Below are 16,336 nucleotides of genomic sequence, written 5' to 3' on the forward strand. Positions count from 1 at the left end.
TGGGAAGAGAGGTGAATACTGTTGGGTCACGAAGCTCCTACGTTTGAATTGTTTGGACTTTGGTTTAGTAAATCTAACATGTTAATGATCACAATCGCAAGCGTGATTGTATTCATTATTGCGGTTCTTGGAACTCGTACCCTTGCAATGAAGCCAACCGGTGCTCAGAACTTTATGGAATGGGTCATGGACTTTGTTCGAGGAATTATTAAAAGTTCGATGGACTGGCAAACTGGCGGACGCTTCCAAATATTAGGGATTACTTTACTTATGTATATCCTTGTATCTAACTTTTTAGGGTTACCATTTGCGGTCATTTTTGGCCATGAGTTATGGTGGAAGTCTCCAACTGCAGATCCAACGATTACATTAACATTAGCTGTTATGGTTGTTGGTCTATCGCATTACTATGGAATAAAGATGAAAGGTGCTAGAGAATACGGTAAGGATTTCTTTAAACCTATGTCATTTATGTTCCCGTTGAAAATTATCGAAGAATTCGCAAACACTTTAACTCTCGGACTGCGTCTATTTGGTAACATCTATGCCGGTGAAATCCTGCTTGGATTAATCGCAGGGATGGCAGTAAGTGGTTATGGCGAAAGTTTCTTTGGTGGAATTTTAGGTACAATCGGAGCCTTTATTCCGATGATTGCATGGCAAGGATTCAGTATCTTTGTTGGTGCCATTCAGGCATACATCTTCACAATGTTAACAATGGTTTATATTTCTCACAAAGTGAGTACAGACCACTAATAAAAACTTGTCCAAAATGAGACTTTTTGGACAACAAAAATAAACTACTACTATTTTTTTATACAATTAAAGGAGGACTATTTCAATGGGTTTATTAGCAGCAGCAATTGCAATTGGTTTAGCGGCACTAGGTGCTGGTATCGGTAACGGTCTTATCGTATCTCGTACAGTTGAGGGGATTGCTCGTCAACCAGAAGCACAAGGTAAACTTCAAACTACTATGTTCATCGGGGTTGCGTTAGTTGAGGCGATTCCTATCATCGCGGTTGTTATCGCGTTCATGGTATTTGGTGCTAACGCGTAAGAAGATTTCTCGAAGCTTTCCTTGGTTGCATGTAAGGATTCTCTTATTTTGTAACCATATAAAAGTGAAGGCAACATGAACAAAATGGCGAAGATCATTCCAAGAGAACCTTCGCCATTCCTTTGTATAAACCAAATTTTTTTAAAAATAATTGTGCGTATTTGCGCATGTTTGATGAAAATAAGGACTTCCATTCGACCTGGAACTCGCAAAAGGAGGGAATATAGGTGTTAGATCTTTTTGTCTTAGGCGCTGCCGCTGGTGGATTACCAGTCAACCTTGGTGACATCATCTTCCAATTGGTTGTATTCATCATTTTATTAGCGTTACTTCGTAAGTATGCGTTCGGTCCAATCATGAACATCATGAAACAACGTGAAGAACATATCGCGAATGAAATTGATTCTGCAGAACAAAATCACCAAGAAGCGAAAAAATTAGCAGAAGAACAACGTGAATTACTTAAAAAGTCACGTACTGAGGCTGCTGAGTTAATCGAAAATGCACGTAAATTAGGTGAAGAGCAGAAAGATGGAATTATCCAAGCTGCTCGTGAGGAAGCAAACCGTTTAAAGGAAGCTGCAAAACAGGAAATCGTTCAAGAAAAAGAACAAGCTGTTACAGCTTTACGCGAACAAGTTGCATCACTATCTGTGTTAGTTGCTTCTAAGGTTATCGAAAAGGAACTTAGCCTTGAAGATCAAGAGAAGTTAATTAACGAATATATTCAAGAGGTAGGAGAAGGGCGATGAGCAAAGGAATCGTAGCAAAGCGATATGCAGTAGCTCTTTTTCAATTAGCAAGTGAACAAAATGCACTTGACCAGTACGAAGAAGAAATTCGTACGGTTAAACAAGTGTTTTCAAATAGCGATGAATTCCAAACTGTGTTAAGAAATCCAAAGCTTTCAGTCGATAAGAAAAAAGCGATTGTAACGCAATCCTTTCAAGGATTTTCTCAGATGACATTAAACACGCTACATTTACTGATTGACCGTCATCGTGAGGATATCATCGCAGACGTTGCGGATGAATTTATCACATTAGCGAATGACAAACGCGGGATTGCTGATGCAACAGTATACTCTGTACGTCCTTTAACAGACTCAGAGGAATCAGGAATTTCAAGCGTATTTGCTAGTAAAGTTGGAAAGACATCATTACGTATTCAAAATATTGTAGATCCTAGTCTGATTGGTGGCGTTAAGCTTCGAATCGGAAATCGTATATTTGATGGAAGTGTAAAAGGTAAGTTAGAACGCTTAGAGCGTGAACTTATCCGCTAAAAGATAGGGGTGAAATTCATGAGCATCAAAGCTGAAGAAATTAGTGCGCTGATAAAAAAGCAAATTGAAAACTATCAGTCTGAAATACAAGTGAGCGAAGTTGGTACAGTTATCAGTGTCGGTGACGGTATCGCACGTGCTCATGGCCTCGACAATGTCATGGCTGGAGAACTCGTTGAATTTTCAAACGGTGTCATGGGTATGGCACAAAACCTTGAAGAAAACAACGTTGGTATTATCATCCTCGGTCCTTTCACAGACATTCGTGAAGGTGACGAAGTACGTCGTACTGGACGTATCATGGAGGTTCCAGTTGGTGAAGCATTGATCGGCCGTGTTGTAAACTCTCTAGGACAACCAGTTGATGGTCTTGGTCCAATCGAAACTACTAAAACTCGTCCAATCGAAAGTCCAGCTCCTGGAATCATGGACCGTAAATCTGTTCATGAACCATTACAAACTGGTATTAAAGCGATTGACGCATTAATTCCAATCGGTCGTGGTCAGCGTGAGTTGATCATCGGTGACCGTCAAACAGGTAAAACATCTGTTGCAATCGACACAATCCTTAACCAAAAGAACGAAAATATGATCTGTATTTACGTTGCAATTGGTCAAAAAGAATCAACAGTACGTGGTGTTGTTGAAACTTTACGTAAAAACGGTGCATTAGATTACACAATCGTTGTAACTGCTTCTGCATCTCAACCAGCTCCAATGTTATTCTTAGCTCCTTATGCGGGTGTAACAATGGGCGAAGAGTTCATGTACAATGGTAAGCACGTTTTAGTTATTTATGATGACTTAACAAAACAGGCTTCTGCATACCGTGAACTTTCATTATTACTACGTCGTCCTCCAGGTCGTGAAGCATATCCAGGGGATGTTTTCTACCTACACTCTCGTCTATTAGAACGTGCTGCAAAGCTTTCTGACGAAAAAGGTGGCGGATCTATCACAGCTTTACCGTTTATTGAAACACAAGCTGGTGACGTATCTGCGTACATTCCAACAAACGTTATCTCGATTACTGACGGACAAATCTTCTTACAATCTGACTTATTCTTCTCAGGTGTACGTCCTGCCGTTAACGCAGGTTTATCCGTATCACGTGTTGGTGGATCTGCGCAAATTAATGCGATGAAGAAGGTATCAGGTACATTACGTCTTGACCTTGCTTCTTACCGTGAACTTGAAGCATTCGCTCAGTTCGGTTCTGATCTTGATAAAGCAACTCAAGCGAAACTTAACCGTGGTGCTCGTACAGTAGAAGTATTAAAACAAGGTCTAAATAAACCACAAGCAGTAGAAAAGCAAGTTGCGATTCTATATGCATTAACTCGTGGATTCTTAGATGATATTCCAGTAGAAGATATTTCTCGTTTCGAAGCAGAATACTTCGTATGGTTAGAGCATAACCGTAAAGCTGAAATCTTTGATCACATTAAGTCAACTGGAAAACTTCCAGATGATGAAGTATTTACTTCTGCAATCAATGATTTCAAAAAGACATTCGCTGTTTCTGAATAAAACGAAATGCGTAAGCGACCGTATAGCGACGTATGGACTGAGGCCCACACGATGTGGGTCACACAGACGTTGCCACAGGACGTGGCGAACTTAGTCTGTGTTCCTACTACTGGAGATAAAGGAAACACGAAGAGCAAAGCGATTCGATGTTGAGCTTATCGTACGGAGGGTGAGGGAAGTCTCGCTAGTCGCTGGGAGCTGAAGCTGGACATAAAACGAAATGCGTAAGCGACGCGCAATGCGTGCGTCGCTTATCTGAATAAAGCTAGGAAGACTCGGTTCCAAAGCGTTTACGAATAATCGAGGAAAAGGTGGTGAGAACCTTTGGCATCCTTACGTGATATAAAAACAAGAATCACTTCAACGAAGAAAACAAGTCAAATTACTAAAGCGATGCAGATGGTTTCAGCATCTAAGTTTAGCCGTGCTGAAGCAAATGCAAAATCGTTTGTTCCTTATATGGAAAAAATTCAAGAGGTCGTTGCGAATATCGCAGTAGGCAGCTCGGATGCAAGTCATCCAATGCTAACTTCTAGACCAATTAAGAAGACTGCTTATATCGTCATTACTTCTGACCGTGGACTAGCTGGCGCATATAACAGTAACGTGATTCGTGGTGCATACCAAGCGATGCAAAAACGTCATAAAAGCACAGACGAGTTCACAGTAATCGCAATCGGTCGTGTTGGCCGAGACTTCTTTGTAAAAAGAGGAATTTCGGTTAGCTTAGAAATCGCTGGTTTATCTGATCAGCCATCTTTTGCTGAAATTAAAGATATTGCCAATGCTACTGTGAACATGTTCGCGGATGGTACGTATGATGAGCTTTACATGTGGTATAACCACTTCGTAAGTGCGATTCAACACGATGTAACGGAGAAAAAGCTACTTCCATTAACGGACTTAGCTGCAAACAAAAAACAAACTTCTTATGAATTTGAACCTTCACAAGAAGATATCTTAGAGGTATTGCTACCTCAGTATGCTGAAAGTCTCATCTACGGAGCACTTTTAGACGGAAAAGCAAGTGAACACTCGGCTCGTATGACTGCGATGAAAAATGCGACAGACAATGCAAAAGAGCTTATCGACTCACTTACTCTTTCATACAACCGTGCACGTCAAGCGGCAATTACGCAAGAAATTACGGAAATTGTCGGTGGAGCAGCAGCACTCGAATAGAACATTTACAACATAAGATAGATTTATCATGGCATTCAAAATGAGCGAAAAAAATTTGAATGACCTCGAAAAGTAAGTTAGGAGGGAAAACGATGACAAAAGGACGCGTTACCCAAGTTATGGGTCCTGTTGTAGACGTACAGTTTGACAGCGGCCATCTTCCTGAGATTTATAACGCCCTTACTATTAAACATAGTGCGCGTGATGCAAACGAAGTTAACATCGATTTAACATTAGAAGTTGCGCTTCACCTAGGTGATGACACTGTACGTACAGTTGCGATGTCATCTACTGACGGTGTAGTTCGTGGATTAGAGGTTACTGATACTGGGAAGCCGATTTCGGTACCAGTTGGTGATGTAACACTTGGACGTGTATTTAACGTTCTAGGTGAAAGCATTGACCTTGATGCACCAGTACCTGCTGATGCACGTCGTGATGCAATTCATAGAGAAGCACCAACATTCGAACAACTTTCAACTGAGGTTGAGATTCTTGAAACTGGTATTAAGGTAGTAGACCTTCTTGCTCCATATATTAAAGGTGGAAAAATCGGTCTATTCGGCGGTGCCGGAGTTGGTAAAACGGTTCTTATCCAAGAGCTTATCAACAACATCGCACAAGAACACGGTGGTATTTCCGTATTCGCTGGTGTAGGTGAGCGTACTCGTGAAGGAAACGACTTATACTACGAAATGAAAGACTCTGGAGTTATTTCAAAAACAGCGATGGTATTCGGACAAATGAACGAACCACCAGGTGCACGTATGCGTGTAGCTTTAACTGGTCTTACAATGGCGGAATATTTCCGTGATGAGCAAGGCCAAGACGTGTTATTCTTTATTGATAACATTTTCCGTTTCACTCAAGCAGGTTCTGAAGTATCAGCCCTACTTGGCCGTATGCCATCTGCCGTTGGTTACCAACCGACTCTAGCAACTGAGATGGGTAAATTACAAGAACGTATTACATCAACAAACGTTGGATCTGTAACATCAATCCAAGCGATTTATGTTCCTGCCGATGACTATACTGACCCGGCTCCAGCTACAACGTTTGCTCACTTAGATGCAACAACAAACCTTGAGCGTAAGCTTTCTGAGATGGGTATCTACCCAGCGGTGGATCCATTAGCATCTACTTCTCGTGCTTTATCTCCTGAAGTTGTTGGCGAAGAGCACTACAATGTTGCACGTCAAGTACAACAAACATTACAACGTTACCGTGAACTACAAGATATCATCGCAATCCTAGGTATGGATGAGTTAGGTGATGAGGATAAGTTAATCGTGCACCGTGCACGTCGTGTCCAATTCTTCTTATCTCAAAACTTCCACGTTGCGGAGCAGTTCACTGGACAACCAGGTTCATACGTACCAGTTAAAGAAACTGTTCGTGGATTCAAGGAAATCCTAGAAGGAAAATACGATTATCTTCCTGAAGATGCGTTCCGTCTAGTTGGTCGAATTGAAGAAGCAGTTGAAGCTGGAAAGCGCATGGGTGTTGAAGCATAATTAACGGGACTTAGGAGGGTATAAAATGAAGACAGTAAAAGTCAATGTCGTGACTCCTGATGGCCCAGTTTATGAAGCTGATGTGGAAATGGTAAGTGCCAAAGCTCAGAGCGGTGAGCTTGGTATCCTACCAGGACATATTCCTATGGTTGCTCCTCTTCAAGTAGGGGCAGTTAGACTTAAGAAGGAAGGCAACACTGAACTTGTGGCTGTAAGTGGAGGCTTTCTCGAGGTTCGTCCTGACCAAGTAACAATTCTTGCTCAAGCTGCTGAAACAGCTGAAAAGATTGACGTTGAACGTGCTAGCGAAGCGAAAAAGCGCGCAGAACAACGCTTGCAGGCGAAACAAGATAATGTAGATTTTAAACGGGCAGAGCTCGCTTTAAAACGTGCCATCAATCGATTAAACGTAACACAAAATAAATACTAAATTAGTATTTGGAACCCCTGTGGCCTATGGCCCGGGGGTTTTTCGCATAAAAGGAGACATTTACATTGACAGGCAAGAGGATGTTGCTAAAATCGATCGAACCGGAATAATATGGATAGAACTGTAAATTACCAATAGAATCAATATAACGTTGATAGTATGAAAATGTAACATTCCCCTTTTACGGTGCATACAGGGTTTTATGTGGCTGTAAAAAAATCTTGATTTTACATACAGTCTAAAAAGAATATTGGAAATTTTTATTTTTGATGAAACCTTAGGTCTTTTTCTTGTATCTAAGAAGTAGGTTGACTCGGAAAGGAGAGCATACTTTGGATATCGCAAAAGAGGTGAAAAAGGCTAAGCGTGGGAGCAAGTCTTCCTTTGAAAAACTGATGATCGAGTATAAGCTTTTGATGTATCGCGTGGCAAAGACAATTTTATCGAACGATGAGGACTGTGCGGATGTGATACAGGAGGCCATCATCAAAGCATACGAAAAGATTGATACGTTGAGAGAGCCTAAGTATTTTAAAAGCTGGTTGTGCAAAATTGTCATAAATGAATGTTACCAGCTGCTAAGACAGAAAAAGAATGTGGTTCATATGGAGGAATGGCTAGAAACTCCAATAAAGGAAACTGGTTATGAAAAAGTTGAGGTTGAGCAAATGCTGGAAAAATTACCGGATGAGCAATCTCGGTTGTTGAAACTTTTTCATATTGAGGGAATATCGATTTTGGAGTTAGCTCATATTTATGAGGTTCCTGAAAATACAATTAAAACGAGATTACGTCGTTCCCGTGAAAAAATGCGTGATCTATGGAATGAAATGGAGGAGGGATCCATATGGACAAATGGGAAGAGCAAATAAGGCTAAAGGCAAATCCACAGCTTCCAGTAAATGTGGAGCACCGCATGAATGAAACACTCCGATCCCTTCCGAAGAAGAAAACATATCCACGTTTCTATTATTCAGCTGCTGCCATTTTTATTGTAGGGTTCCTTCTCTTTGGGATATCGTTTATGTCACCGACATTAGCCGAAACAATGAGGTCTGTTCCTGTAATCGGTTCAATCTTTAAAATGGTAGGGGATATTGGAACTGAAAAGGGTGAAGAAGAAGGGCTGACGACATTACTTGGGCAACAAGTAGAAGTAAATGGGCAAGTGATTACTTTCACAGAAAGCCTTTATGATGGGTCACAGATCCATATTGGGTACCTGATTGAATCGTATACACAAGTGGATCACAAACAGTCTACTGATTTTCTATCCGACTTATGGTTGACTATTGATGGGAAAGGAGTCAGCTATGGGATGGGAGGACGTGGTGAGGAGTTAAAAAATGGAGATTATGCTGGAGTCATAAGCATTAAAATTCGTGAGGAACTTCCTGAGAATTTTACGCTAGGAATCAAGTCGAAAAAAGAAAAATCATTGGATGTGGAAATACCAATTAAGAAACAAGGAACTAATCAAGCATTTTTAGTGAATGAATTGTTGGAAACGCAAGATTTAACGATTCAAGTCGATAAGGTTACATTTTTCCCGACGAGTACTGAAATTGCAATGCGTCAAATTATGGATGAAAAAACTTACAATAATAATAAATATGAATGGATGGATTATCAGGTTGTTGACGACCAAGGACGTGTGCTACAACCATTGAGTGGAGGTGGAAGTGGTGGTTTGTCTAAGGGGAAAATTGTGCAGACTTTGAAACAATACTTTGAGCCTCTGGAAAATATTCCAAAGTCACTGACCATTAAACCATATTTGTGGGATGTAACTGAGGAGAAAGCAGAAGAAGTTAGAGCCAAGTGGGAAGGAAAACAGCTGGTACTTCCACAAGGTGAAATCGGAGAAACATCGGTATTGGATGTTAAGAGTGAAGATGGGATCGTGACGCTTACGGTAGAGACCACTGGAGATAATGGGTACTATCAGTCAAATAGTATTTGGATTGAAGATACCAATGGGAATGCCTATTATTCCGAGAATGCTCCAAAAAGAGTAGAAGGCACGACCAATCAGTATCTTCTACAGTGTGAGGCTAATCTGGCAGTGGAGGATATTAAGGTGGTCACCTATAAACAAAAAGCTCCTAATTATTTGGAGGAGCTAGAGGTAACGATTGAGTTCGAGGAGTAAATGTCATTTCGGGGCTACTAAGTAACAATCCTGGCTCAAGCTACAAAAAACAGCGAAGCGATTGACGTAGTTCGTACTAGCGAAGCAAAAAAAGCGCGTGGAGCAACGCTTGCAGGTTAAACAAGATAATGTAGACTTTATACAGGCAGAGCGCGCTTTAAAACGTGCTATCAATCGATTAAATGTAACCCAAAACATATCCTAATTTTAGTATTGAAAACCCCCAGAGTCCTTTAGATTCTGGGGGTTTTTGTAGGCGAAATCGTCCTTATTACTATCTATCTTTTGTAATGCACAGTTTTAATAATATTCACTTTAACATCAATCTTTTTAATAGAATCCTTACTAACCGAATTAATCGTAGCTAAATCCCATTCTTTTAAATGATACCGATATGCCTTTTCGCTGATGTTTAATAGATCTGTTTGTATAGCATCGCTTTTTTGTATGGTCTTTTCAAGTTCTTTTTTAATTTGTTTTTCGACTTCCTTTTTTATCTCGGTATAGCTAAGATTTTCCTGGTTTTGTGCAATTTGAACATTCATTTTTAGAGTCAATTGATAGGTGGGTGTTGAGCCACGGTCGACCTTTATTGTCATTTTAGGTTTTTGGATAATTAAACTTATCTTATTTTCTATTAAATTATATGGAATGTTGTTTATATCCTTAGATAACCACTTTAATCCTACTAAGTCTTCTTTAGCTATCCACCCTTTGTATTGTTGCTGTGATACCGCAAACCCACCTGATACAATGGCGATTTTATTTTTTTTATCCTCCTCTGAGAAACTCGCATCGTTTAATGAGAGAGAAGGGATGATAAATGATCCTGTAGGCTGATAATAGGTGGAAATAAAACGATTGTATTCTTTGATTGGGATAATATAATTATTTATCAAAAGCAGGTCTGGATTGTGAATGATCGTGTAAAGGGAAGCAAAGTTAAAGAAACTATCTCCTAATAAGATATCTTTGACATTCTCCTTAGTCCCAAAAAACCAGAGATTGTACCGCAATAATGGATTTTGCCCAATATACTCTATTACGGATTTCATTTGATCCTTTATCACATTCTCACTTAAAATGATGGTATTCACATGTCCATAATAAAATGGCAGTGGTGATTTTTGCTCCAATTCATTTAAGGCAGCGTATATAGTTTTCGCTTTAGCTTCTCCAATCAAATTTGGTACGGATTCTTGGAGTGAAGACGTACCCTCCTGCTTTGCGATATTTGCAAAATTCTGAGCTTGGATATAGACAATAAATTCACCATCTGCGTAATCAATCCCTATCCCTGTAATATATGCTTGACTTTGAATTTCTTTTGCTCCACAACCGACAAGGGTCACAACTATAATCCATATGATGATAACAAGAAGAGTTTTTTTCATAGCCTACTCCTTTTGTGCCTCACGATCAGAATCTACTGGTTGAAATGCTTGGTTTCGTTTTTTCATAAAGGGAAAGGGGAGCCTAATCAAACTATTGATCAGATCTCTAGGCTTAGGTCGATATAAGGATGTCACATAAGGATAACCAAAGCTTTCTGATGAAACAAGTATAGTCATAATAATGAATAATGCAATGAAAAAACCATATAATCCTAGGAACGAAGAAATCAATAGGACAGAAAATCGCAAGATCACAATATTGTTTGATATGGTTTGATTTATCAGTATGTAACCAGAAATGACGGTAATTGAAATCACGACTAGACAGGAAGGCGAAGTTAAGCCCGCGCGAATTGCTGCATCTCCGATAAATAATCCACCTAGAACAGCCACAGTCTGTCCAACGGGTTTTGGAAGACGAACCCCTGCCTCTTTAAATAATTCAAATAAGGCGAGCATCAAAAATGTCTCCATTGGTGCGGATAACGGGAGACCTAATCGAGATGCCGATATCGTTGCGACGAGTGGATATGGTAGTTGGTCGATTTGAAAGGAGATTAAAGAAATATAAAATCCAGGTAGAAAAATGGTGATTAGGAGCGCAAAGAGCCTGAATATCCTAACAACACTGATGTAATAAAAACTATCGTGCATATCTTCAGGTGAAAATAAGGTTTGATTAAAACTAGTGGGACCTATTAAACAAGATGGACTTCCGTCTACTAAAATGACAAATCTCCCTTGGGTCAATGATTTTACAGCGAAATCCGGTCTTCCTGAATGATCCATCAGGGGGAAGATAGAAAATGAACTATCAAATAGGCGTTCCTCGAGCGAATAGCTGCTAACGAGAATATCCACTTTAATGGATTCAATTCGTTTTTTGACCTCTTCCAATACAGATGGATTAATAATATCGTCTATATAGTGCAGGACTACTTTTGTACGACTTCGTTCTCCAATGGAGAATTCAACACTTTTAAGAGAAGAGGTTTTTAACCTTTGACGGATTAACGCCATATTATCCGATATATTCTCTACAAATCCATCTCGAGGCCCCCTAATAGAGGATTCTAAATTTGATTCTTCAGGACTCCGCTTTGGAATCTTTGATACAGGGATAAAAAAAAGATCTTTTAAGTCATGACTAAAAATAAGCAATTCTCCTGAGTATAGTTTTTCTTCGATTTCTTGTTTTGCATGGTTAAAATCTTTGGGCTTATTTACATCGAGGACATTGCTGATTACATCATAGGTTAAGAATCCATTTGATTCCCACACATCGTAGATGGTTGGAAAAATGACTTGATTCATATTATTTATATCTACTAAATGAGGGCAATACATGAATGTTATTGTGAATTCTCCATACGACTTCTCTTTAACTACGATATCTGAAGAACTTTCAAACCAATTCTTCAGATTGCTTATGAGGACTTCAACTTTGTTCACTTTTACTTTCTCCATGTTTTTCACCCGCCAAATGAATCAGTAATAAAAAGAATAGTAAAATGAAGATTTGAACACCAAGACTGATCGGGAAATAAATATTTTTTAAAAATAAAAAAAAGGAATGCGCATCCCATGGAATATAAACACCTAAAATTAGAATTGAATAAAGGGTAGGAAGCACCCATTTTGCGCTTTTTCGAAACGTAAAGAGCTTTTCCACAATAAACAAACATAAACTTATTCGAACGAAAGCCCCTGAAAGCCACTGAAACATGGACAGGAAATCTAATCGGGTAATATGTTCACCTATTTTTAACAATCGCCATTCTTCATAGGCAGGATTTCTCAGCTTTACAGCCTCTTGTAGTCCAAATTCAGATAGAGCTCCTGTTAGGGGGCCTAAAATTAAGCATACAAGCATGAATCCAGTCAGAATTAACCACTTAGCTTTAAGTTTGTTTTGGATAAAAGGGGTTAAAAACAATAAAAAAACGATATCAAATAAACCTGAGCATGAATAAAGGATTCCTTGCAAAAATTCACTGTACCCATTTTCAAAAAACGGAAAAAGTAATTCATAATCCTTCCTCGGTGTGTTTCCAATTCCAACTGTGAAACCAAAGATAGATACAACAGGTAAAGAAATAAAAGCGATTGTACTTATCGTCAGTAATCCTTTTAATGAAGCATAAAAACATACAACAGCAAACATGATGATAATAACAAAGTCTGGGGTATCAAGAGAATAGTTCCCTTTTGCCCATATAAATGTGAACTTTAACGTAACCAAGGCTACAAGTAAGAAATAAGAACCAAGTATTCCGTTTAGCAAAGTGTAAATCCATTTATATTTAACTTTTTTACTAAGCAATGAAAATATGTCAGTTTGCCCATTTATTTTTTTATAGAGATAGTAAACAAGTAGAATCCAGATAATGAATGGAATCGTGCTAAAAATAACACTTAACCATGAATCCCTGTTCGAAGTTGATAAGAGTACAGGGAGAATCTGGACATGTACCATAAAACCGGTAGACATTATCAAAAGTACATATATATGAACTGCGCTTATAAGCTTTCCTTTCATTTAAAGCCACCTTAATATCAATCATTTCCTATTATAGGTTGTGCGTTGAAGGTAAAGCTTATGCATAAGAACCGCTTGTTTTCATGGCTCTTTCCTTTTTTGGACAATAATTTTGATTTATGGCTGATATTTTTCGTTTATGGACAATAGTCTATTAGTATAGGACAATATTTAAAATTTATGGACGATAGAGGTTGGAGGGATTGAATGGAGTTGGAGATGCAGGTTTTGGTGAGGTAATTTTACAGTCAAAAGGTATGGCTCTTTTCTAAAAGATTGTTGCTTTTTGTTAATAAATTGCAAACCAAGTTGATTGGAGCGTAAGGTGGCGACGAGGAGGCTCAAGCCACGCCCGCGGAAAGCGTCCACCTGAAGCGGAAGTCAACGATATAAAAACAACAAAGTTTGCGAAAACAGCCAAAGGAATAAATGTATATTGCATTGATACGAATAAAGTGTATTCGTACCCTCAGTTGGTGAAAAAGCTTGTTCGAGGCATGAATCACATGATTGAAAAAATGAAGATCCTTACTATTGTTCTATAAAAATAGAAATTGTTATTTTTAATGAACGTAAAGCACATCATTTCAGCCCCGGCTGAAACAATAAATTAAAGAAAAAATGACTAGAATTACAAGCTTTTTCTGCCCATTTTTACTTTATTTGTCTTAAATGGTAATTTCGTAGAATATGTGCCAGGTTTGGTCGACACTAGGCTGGGAAAAGTGCTATAATGTATTCGGTTACATTTATAATATTTTGGCAATAAAATTTTATTCAGTGCTGTTCCATACTTTTTCGAGTTGGTGATGAAATTTGAATACATAATTGTGGTGTGTTCCAAACGTGACTGAATAAAGTTTGCCTCCGGCGGATGCCTCGATTTTGAAAAGAAACTTTTCGCAAGCTTGAAAATAAATCGGGTGCAAATACGCCATGGCGCATTTGATTATATTAGATATCGGAGGGGGCTACATGGAGGATCTGTTGAATCAGTATTTGAATAATTACTTGATTGTGGTTGTCTTCTTGTTGTTGGGAATTCTACTCCCGATTGTGGCGTTGTTTTTGGGGAAGTTGCTACGGCCACATGCACCGAGTGAGGAGAAGGCTACTACATATGAGAGTGGGATTGAGCCATTCCATGATTCGCGTGTACAGTTTAATGTACGCTATTATATCTTTGCGTTATTGTTTGTTATTTTTGATGTTGAGACTGTATTTTTATATCCATGGGCAGTTGCCTACGAAAAACTCGGGATTTTCGCATTAGTTGAGATGTTGATTTTCGTTGTTATGCTCGTTATCGGCTTAGTATATGCTTGGAAGAAGGGCGTGTTAAAATGGATTTAAAAATTGATGGAATTTCAGATTTAGAGATGGAAGAGTTAAAGAGAAGTGTATTTATGACGACGCTAGAGCAGGTGAAAGGTTGGGCGCGAAGTAATTCGTTGTGGCCACTTACATTTGGTCTAGCTTGTTGTGCAATTGAAATGATGGGGACAGGTTCTTCCCACTATGATTTGGATCGATTTGGTTCCTTTTTCCGAACATCTCCACGTCAGTCCGATTGCATGATTGTATCAGGTACAGTGACCAAGAAGATGGCACCGGTTTTAAAGAGATTGTATGATCAAATGCCAGAACCAAAATGGGTCATTGCGATGGGTTCATGTGCAACAGCAGGGGGTCCTTATGTGAAATCATATGCGGTTGTGAAAGGGGTCGACCAGATTGTACCTGTTGATGTATACATCCCAGGCTGTCCACCAAACCCAGCTGCACTTATTTACGGGATTAATAAATTAAAAGAAAAGATTCGCTATGAGGCTAAAACGGGGAAGAAGGTGATTTAGCGTGAGCGAAGAAAAAGACCTGGAACAACTTAAGCGAGAGGCTGCAGAGAAGGCGAAGGAAGCTGCAAAAAAGCGACTAGCCGAAAAACAGGCAGCTGAAGCGAAAAATAAAGAGGAATCCAAGGAAGAAAATATAGATATTGCGAAGGCAAAAGCTGCTGCGGCAGCAAAGGCGAAGGCCGCGGCGCTAGCTAAGCAAAAGGCCAAACTACAAGCTGAAGAGGCGACAGCGTCTAATGAAGATTCAGAATCATCAGAAGAAGTAAATATTGACATTGCAAAACAAAAGGCAGCAGCGGCAGCGAAGGCAAAAGCCGCGGCACTAGCAAAGCAAAAGGCGGCAGAGGCTGCATCAGCGGACACGTCAGAGGGAGACGATAAAGCAACTGCGAAAGCGAAAGCAGCAGCGGCAGCAAAGGCGAAGGCCGCGGCACTAGCAAAGCAAAAGGCGGCAGAGGCCGCATCAGCGGACACGTCAGAAGGAGACGACAAAGCAACTGCGAAAGCGAAAGCAGCAGCGGCGGCAAAGGCGAAGGCCGCGGCATTAGCGAAGCAAAAAGCGGCTGGTGGAGCATCAAGTGATGACGACTTAGCGAAGGCGAAGGCAAAGGCGGTTGCGGCAGCGAAAGCAAAGGCTGCAGCACTGGCGAAGCAGAAGGCGGCTGAAAAAGCGGGCGAAGGATCAACAGATGATGAACTAGCAAAAGCGAAAGCGAAAGCTGTAGCAGCAGCCAAGGCAAAAGCGGCGGCAGCAGCGAAAGCCAAAGCGGCAGCTGGCGGTGGTGGCGACGATCTTGCGAAGGAAAAAGCGAAAGCAATTGCAGCAGCCAAGGCAAAGGCCGCGGCAGCAGCAAAAGCAAAAGCCGCTGCAGGTGGAGCACCTGGGGAAGTAGTAGAAGAAGAGGCAACGCCGTCACCTAACCAAAAATATTTGGATAAGTACGTGAAAGTAATCACGGAGCACCTAGGTGGTGACGTTTTAGAAGATTCATATATTAATACATTATCAAAAGATGTGCCAACACTTGTTGCAAAGCCGGATACATATTATAGGATTGCACAGTTTTTAAAGTTTAATGAACAGCTTGGATTTGATTATCTATCGGAACTCCATGGTACAGACTTCCAATCGCATATGGAAATGTATGTTCACTTATACTCTTATAAAAACCGTCAATCTGTTGCATTAAAAGTGAAGCTTGACCGTGATGAGCCAACGACTGCATCCTTACAGCCTTTATGGGAAGGCGCAAATTGGCCAGAGCGTGAAGCATTTGATTTGCTCGGGATTAAATTTGAAGGACATCCAAATTTAACACGAATCCTATTGCCGGACGACTGGGTGGGACATCCACTTAGAAAAGACTATGAACCGTTTGACGTGGAGGTGTAGC

Annotated in this window: 17 protein-coding genes; 14 read left to right on the forward strand and 3 right to left on the reverse strand. The window is 40.0% G+C overall.

Annotation, left to right across the window (positions count from 1 at the left end; genetic code table 11):
* Nucleotides 1–21: 21 nt before the first annotated feature.
* The 11 genes from atpB to AC6CHV_RS21415 all read left to right on the forward strand — a co-directional run bounded on the left by atpB (nucleotide 22) and on the right by AC6CHV_RS21415 (nucleotide 9,358).
* The gene (gene atpB, locus AC6CHV_RS21365; protein ID WP_440274056.1) at nucleotides 22–756 is read left to right on the forward strand and encodes a F0F1 ATP synthase subunit A; all 735 of its coding nucleotides are present in this window, start codon (nucleotides 22–24) and stop codon (nucleotides 754–756) included.
* Nucleotides 757–841: 85 nt separating this feature from the next.
* Nucleotides 842–1,060 (forward strand): F0F1 ATP synthase subunit C, encoded by a 219-nt coding sequence (gene atpE, locus AC6CHV_RS21370; RefSeq protein WP_116352009.1) that lies wholly within the window; start codon nucleotides 842–844, stop codon nucleotides 1,058–1,060.
* A 227-nt stretch (nucleotides 1,061–1,287) separates the two neighbouring features.
* On the forward strand, nucleotides 1,288–1,812 hold the full coding sequence (gene atpF / locus AC6CHV_RS21375; protein WP_341333244.1) for a F0F1 ATP synthase subunit B: 525 nt from the start codon (nucleotides 1,288–1,290) through the stop codon (nucleotides 1,810–1,812).
* Nucleotides 1,809–2,345, forward strand: a complete 537-nt coding sequence (locus AC6CHV_RS21380) for a F0F1 ATP synthase subunit delta (protein ID WP_341333243.1) — start codon at nucleotides 1,809–1,811, stop codon at nucleotides 2,343–2,345. Before atpF ends, AC6CHV_RS21380 begins: the two co-directional genes overlap by 4 nt.
* An 18-nt stretch (nucleotides 2,346–2,363) precedes the next feature.
* Nucleotides 2,364–3,875 (forward strand): F0F1 ATP synthase subunit alpha, encoded by a 1,512-nt coding sequence (atpA, locus tag AC6CHV_RS21385; RefSeq protein ID WP_099354578.1) that lies wholly within the window; start codon nucleotides 2,364–2,366, stop codon nucleotides 3,873–3,875.
* A 324-nt stretch (nucleotides 3,876–4,199) separates the two neighbouring features.
* Nucleotides 4,200–5,057 carry a F0F1 ATP synthase subunit gamma gene (locus AC6CHV_RS21390; protein WP_440274058.1) on the forward strand — a complete coding sequence of 286 codons (858 nt, stop codon included), beginning with the start codon at nucleotides 4,200–4,202 and terminating at the stop codon, nucleotides 5,055–5,057.
* 92 nt (nucleotides 5,058–5,149) lie between these two features.
* On the forward strand, nucleotides 5,150–6,571 hold the full coding sequence (atpD, locus tag AC6CHV_RS21395) for a F0F1 ATP synthase subunit beta (protein WP_121448500.1): 1,422 nt from the start codon (nucleotides 5,150–5,152) through the stop codon (nucleotides 6,569–6,571).
* Between the two features lie 25 nt (nucleotides 6,572–6,596).
* Nucleotides 6,597–7,001, forward strand: a complete 405-nt coding sequence (locus AC6CHV_RS21400) for a F0F1 ATP synthase subunit epsilon (protein WP_121448499.1) — start codon at nucleotides 6,597–6,599, stop codon at nucleotides 6,999–7,001.
* Nucleotides 7,002–7,333: 332 nt separating this feature from the next.
* The gene (locus AC6CHV_RS21405; RefSeq protein ID WP_440274059.1) at nucleotides 7,334–7,873 is read left to right on the forward strand and encodes an RNA polymerase sigma factor; all 540 of its coding nucleotides are present in this window, start codon (nucleotides 7,334–7,336) and stop codon (nucleotides 7,871–7,873) included.
* Complete coding sequence (locus AC6CHV_RS21410; RefSeq protein ID WP_440274060.1) at nucleotides 7,849–9,153, forward strand: DUF4179 domain-containing protein; 1,305 nt, start codon at nucleotides 7,849–7,851, stop codon at nucleotides 9,151–9,153. Before AC6CHV_RS21405 ends, AC6CHV_RS21410 begins: the two co-directional genes overlap by 25 nt.
* Nucleotides 9,154–9,250: 97 nt before the next feature.
* Nucleotides 9,251–9,358 (forward strand): ATP synthase delta/epsilon chain alpha-helix domain-containing protein, encoded by a 108-nt coding sequence (locus AC6CHV_RS21415; RefSeq protein ID WP_440274061.1) that lies wholly within the window; start codon nucleotides 9,251–9,253, stop codon nucleotides 9,356–9,358.
* 73 nt (nucleotides 9,359–9,431) lie between these two features.
* Here the strand turns inward: AC6CHV_RS21415 and AC6CHV_RS21420 are convergent, their stop codons facing one another.
* Genes AC6CHV_RS21420 through AC6CHV_RS21430 form a run of 3 tightly spaced genes read right to left on the reverse strand, consistent with a single transcriptional unit; the run spans nucleotide 9,432 to nucleotide 13,086 of the window.
* Nucleotides 9,432–10,547: a Ger(x)C family spore germination protein gene (locus AC6CHV_RS21420; protein WP_341333238.1), complete on the reverse strand. Its 1,116-nt coding sequence runs from the start codon at nucleotides 10,545–10,547 to the stop codon at nucleotides 9,432–9,434.
* A gap of 3 nt (nucleotides 10,548–10,550) precedes the next feature.
* Nucleotides 10,551–11,999 carry a spore germination protein gene (locus AC6CHV_RS21425; RefSeq protein WP_341333237.1) on the reverse strand — a complete coding sequence of 483 codons (1,449 nt, stop codon included), beginning with the start codon at nucleotides 11,997–11,999 and terminating at the stop codon, nucleotides 10,551–10,553.
* A complete protein-coding gene (locus AC6CHV_RS21430) occupies nucleotides 11,986–13,086 on the reverse strand; it encodes a GerAB/ArcD/ProY family transporter (protein WP_341333236.1) in 1,101 nt (366 codons plus the stop codon). The genes AC6CHV_RS21425 and AC6CHV_RS21430 overlap by 14 nt, the downstream gene beginning before the upstream one ends.
* Nucleotides 13,087–14,061: 975 nt before the next feature.
* Between AC6CHV_RS21430 and AC6CHV_RS21435 the strand changes: the two genes are divergently transcribed.
* The 3 genes from AC6CHV_RS21435 to AC6CHV_RS21445 are packed head-to-tail and all read left to right on the forward strand — an operon-like array spanning nucleotide 14,062 to nucleotide 16,335.
* Nucleotides 14,062–14,439: an NADH-quinone oxidoreductase subunit A gene (locus AC6CHV_RS21435; protein WP_099360914.1), complete on the forward strand. Its 378-nt coding sequence runs from the start codon at nucleotides 14,062–14,064 to the stop codon at nucleotides 14,437–14,439.
* Nucleotides 14,430–14,942, forward strand: coding sequence for an NADH-quinone oxidoreductase subunit NuoB (locus tag AC6CHV_RS21440; protein WP_121448491.1), 513 nt, complete (start codon nucleotides 14,430–14,432; stop codon nucleotides 14,940–14,942). Before AC6CHV_RS21435 ends, AC6CHV_RS21440 begins: the two co-directional genes overlap by 10 nt.
* Before the next feature lies 1 nt (nucleotide 14,943).
* Nucleotides 14,944–16,335 carry an NADH-quinone oxidoreductase subunit C gene (locus AC6CHV_RS21445; protein ID WP_341333235.1) on the forward strand — a complete coding sequence of 464 codons (1,392 nt, stop codon included), beginning with the start codon at nucleotides 14,944–14,946 and terminating at the stop codon, nucleotides 16,333–16,335.
* Nucleotide 16,336 lies beyond the last annotated feature (1 nt).

The sequence above is a fragment of the Ferdinandcohnia sp. GQ5 genome, assembly GCF_059759275.1.

Coding starts and splice junctions, on each gene's coding strand:
- AC6CHV_RS21380 (WP_341333243.1), top strand. CDS start 1,809: ATGAGCAAAGGAATCGTAGCAAAGCGATATGCAGTAGCTCTTTTTCAA.
- AC6CHV_RS21420 (WP_341333238.1), bottom strand. CDS start 10,547: ATGAAAAAAACTCTTCTTGTTATCATCATATGGATTATAGTTGTGACC.
- AC6CHV_RS21400 (WP_121448499.1), top strand. CDS start 6,597: ATGAAGACAGTAAAAGTCAATGTCGTGACTCCTGATGGCCCAGTTTAT.
- atpE (WP_116352009.1), top strand. CDS start 842: ATGGGTTTATTAGCAGCAGCAATTGCAATTGGTTTAGCGGCACTAGGT.
- AC6CHV_RS21440 (WP_121448491.1), top strand. CDS start 14,430: ATGGATTTAAAAATTGATGGAATTTCAGATTTAGAGATGGAAGAGTTA.
- AC6CHV_RS21435 (WP_099360914.1), top strand. CDS start 14,062: ATGGAGGATCTGTTGAATCAGTATTTGAATAATTACTTGATTGTGGTT.
- AC6CHV_RS21410 (WP_440274060.1), top strand. CDS start 7,849: ATGGACAAATGGGAAGAGCAAATAAGGCTAAAGGCAAATCCACAGCTT.
- atpD (WP_121448500.1), top strand. CDS start 5,150: ATGACAAAAGGACGCGTTACCCAAGTTATGGGTCCTGTTGTAGACGTA.
- atpA (WP_099354578.1), top strand. CDS start 2,364: ATGAGCATCAAAGCTGAAGAAATTAGTGCGCTGATAAAAAAGCAAATT.
- AC6CHV_RS21430 (WP_341333236.1), bottom strand. CDS start 13,086: ATGAAAGGAAAGCTTATAAGCGCAGTTCATATATATGTACTTTTGATA.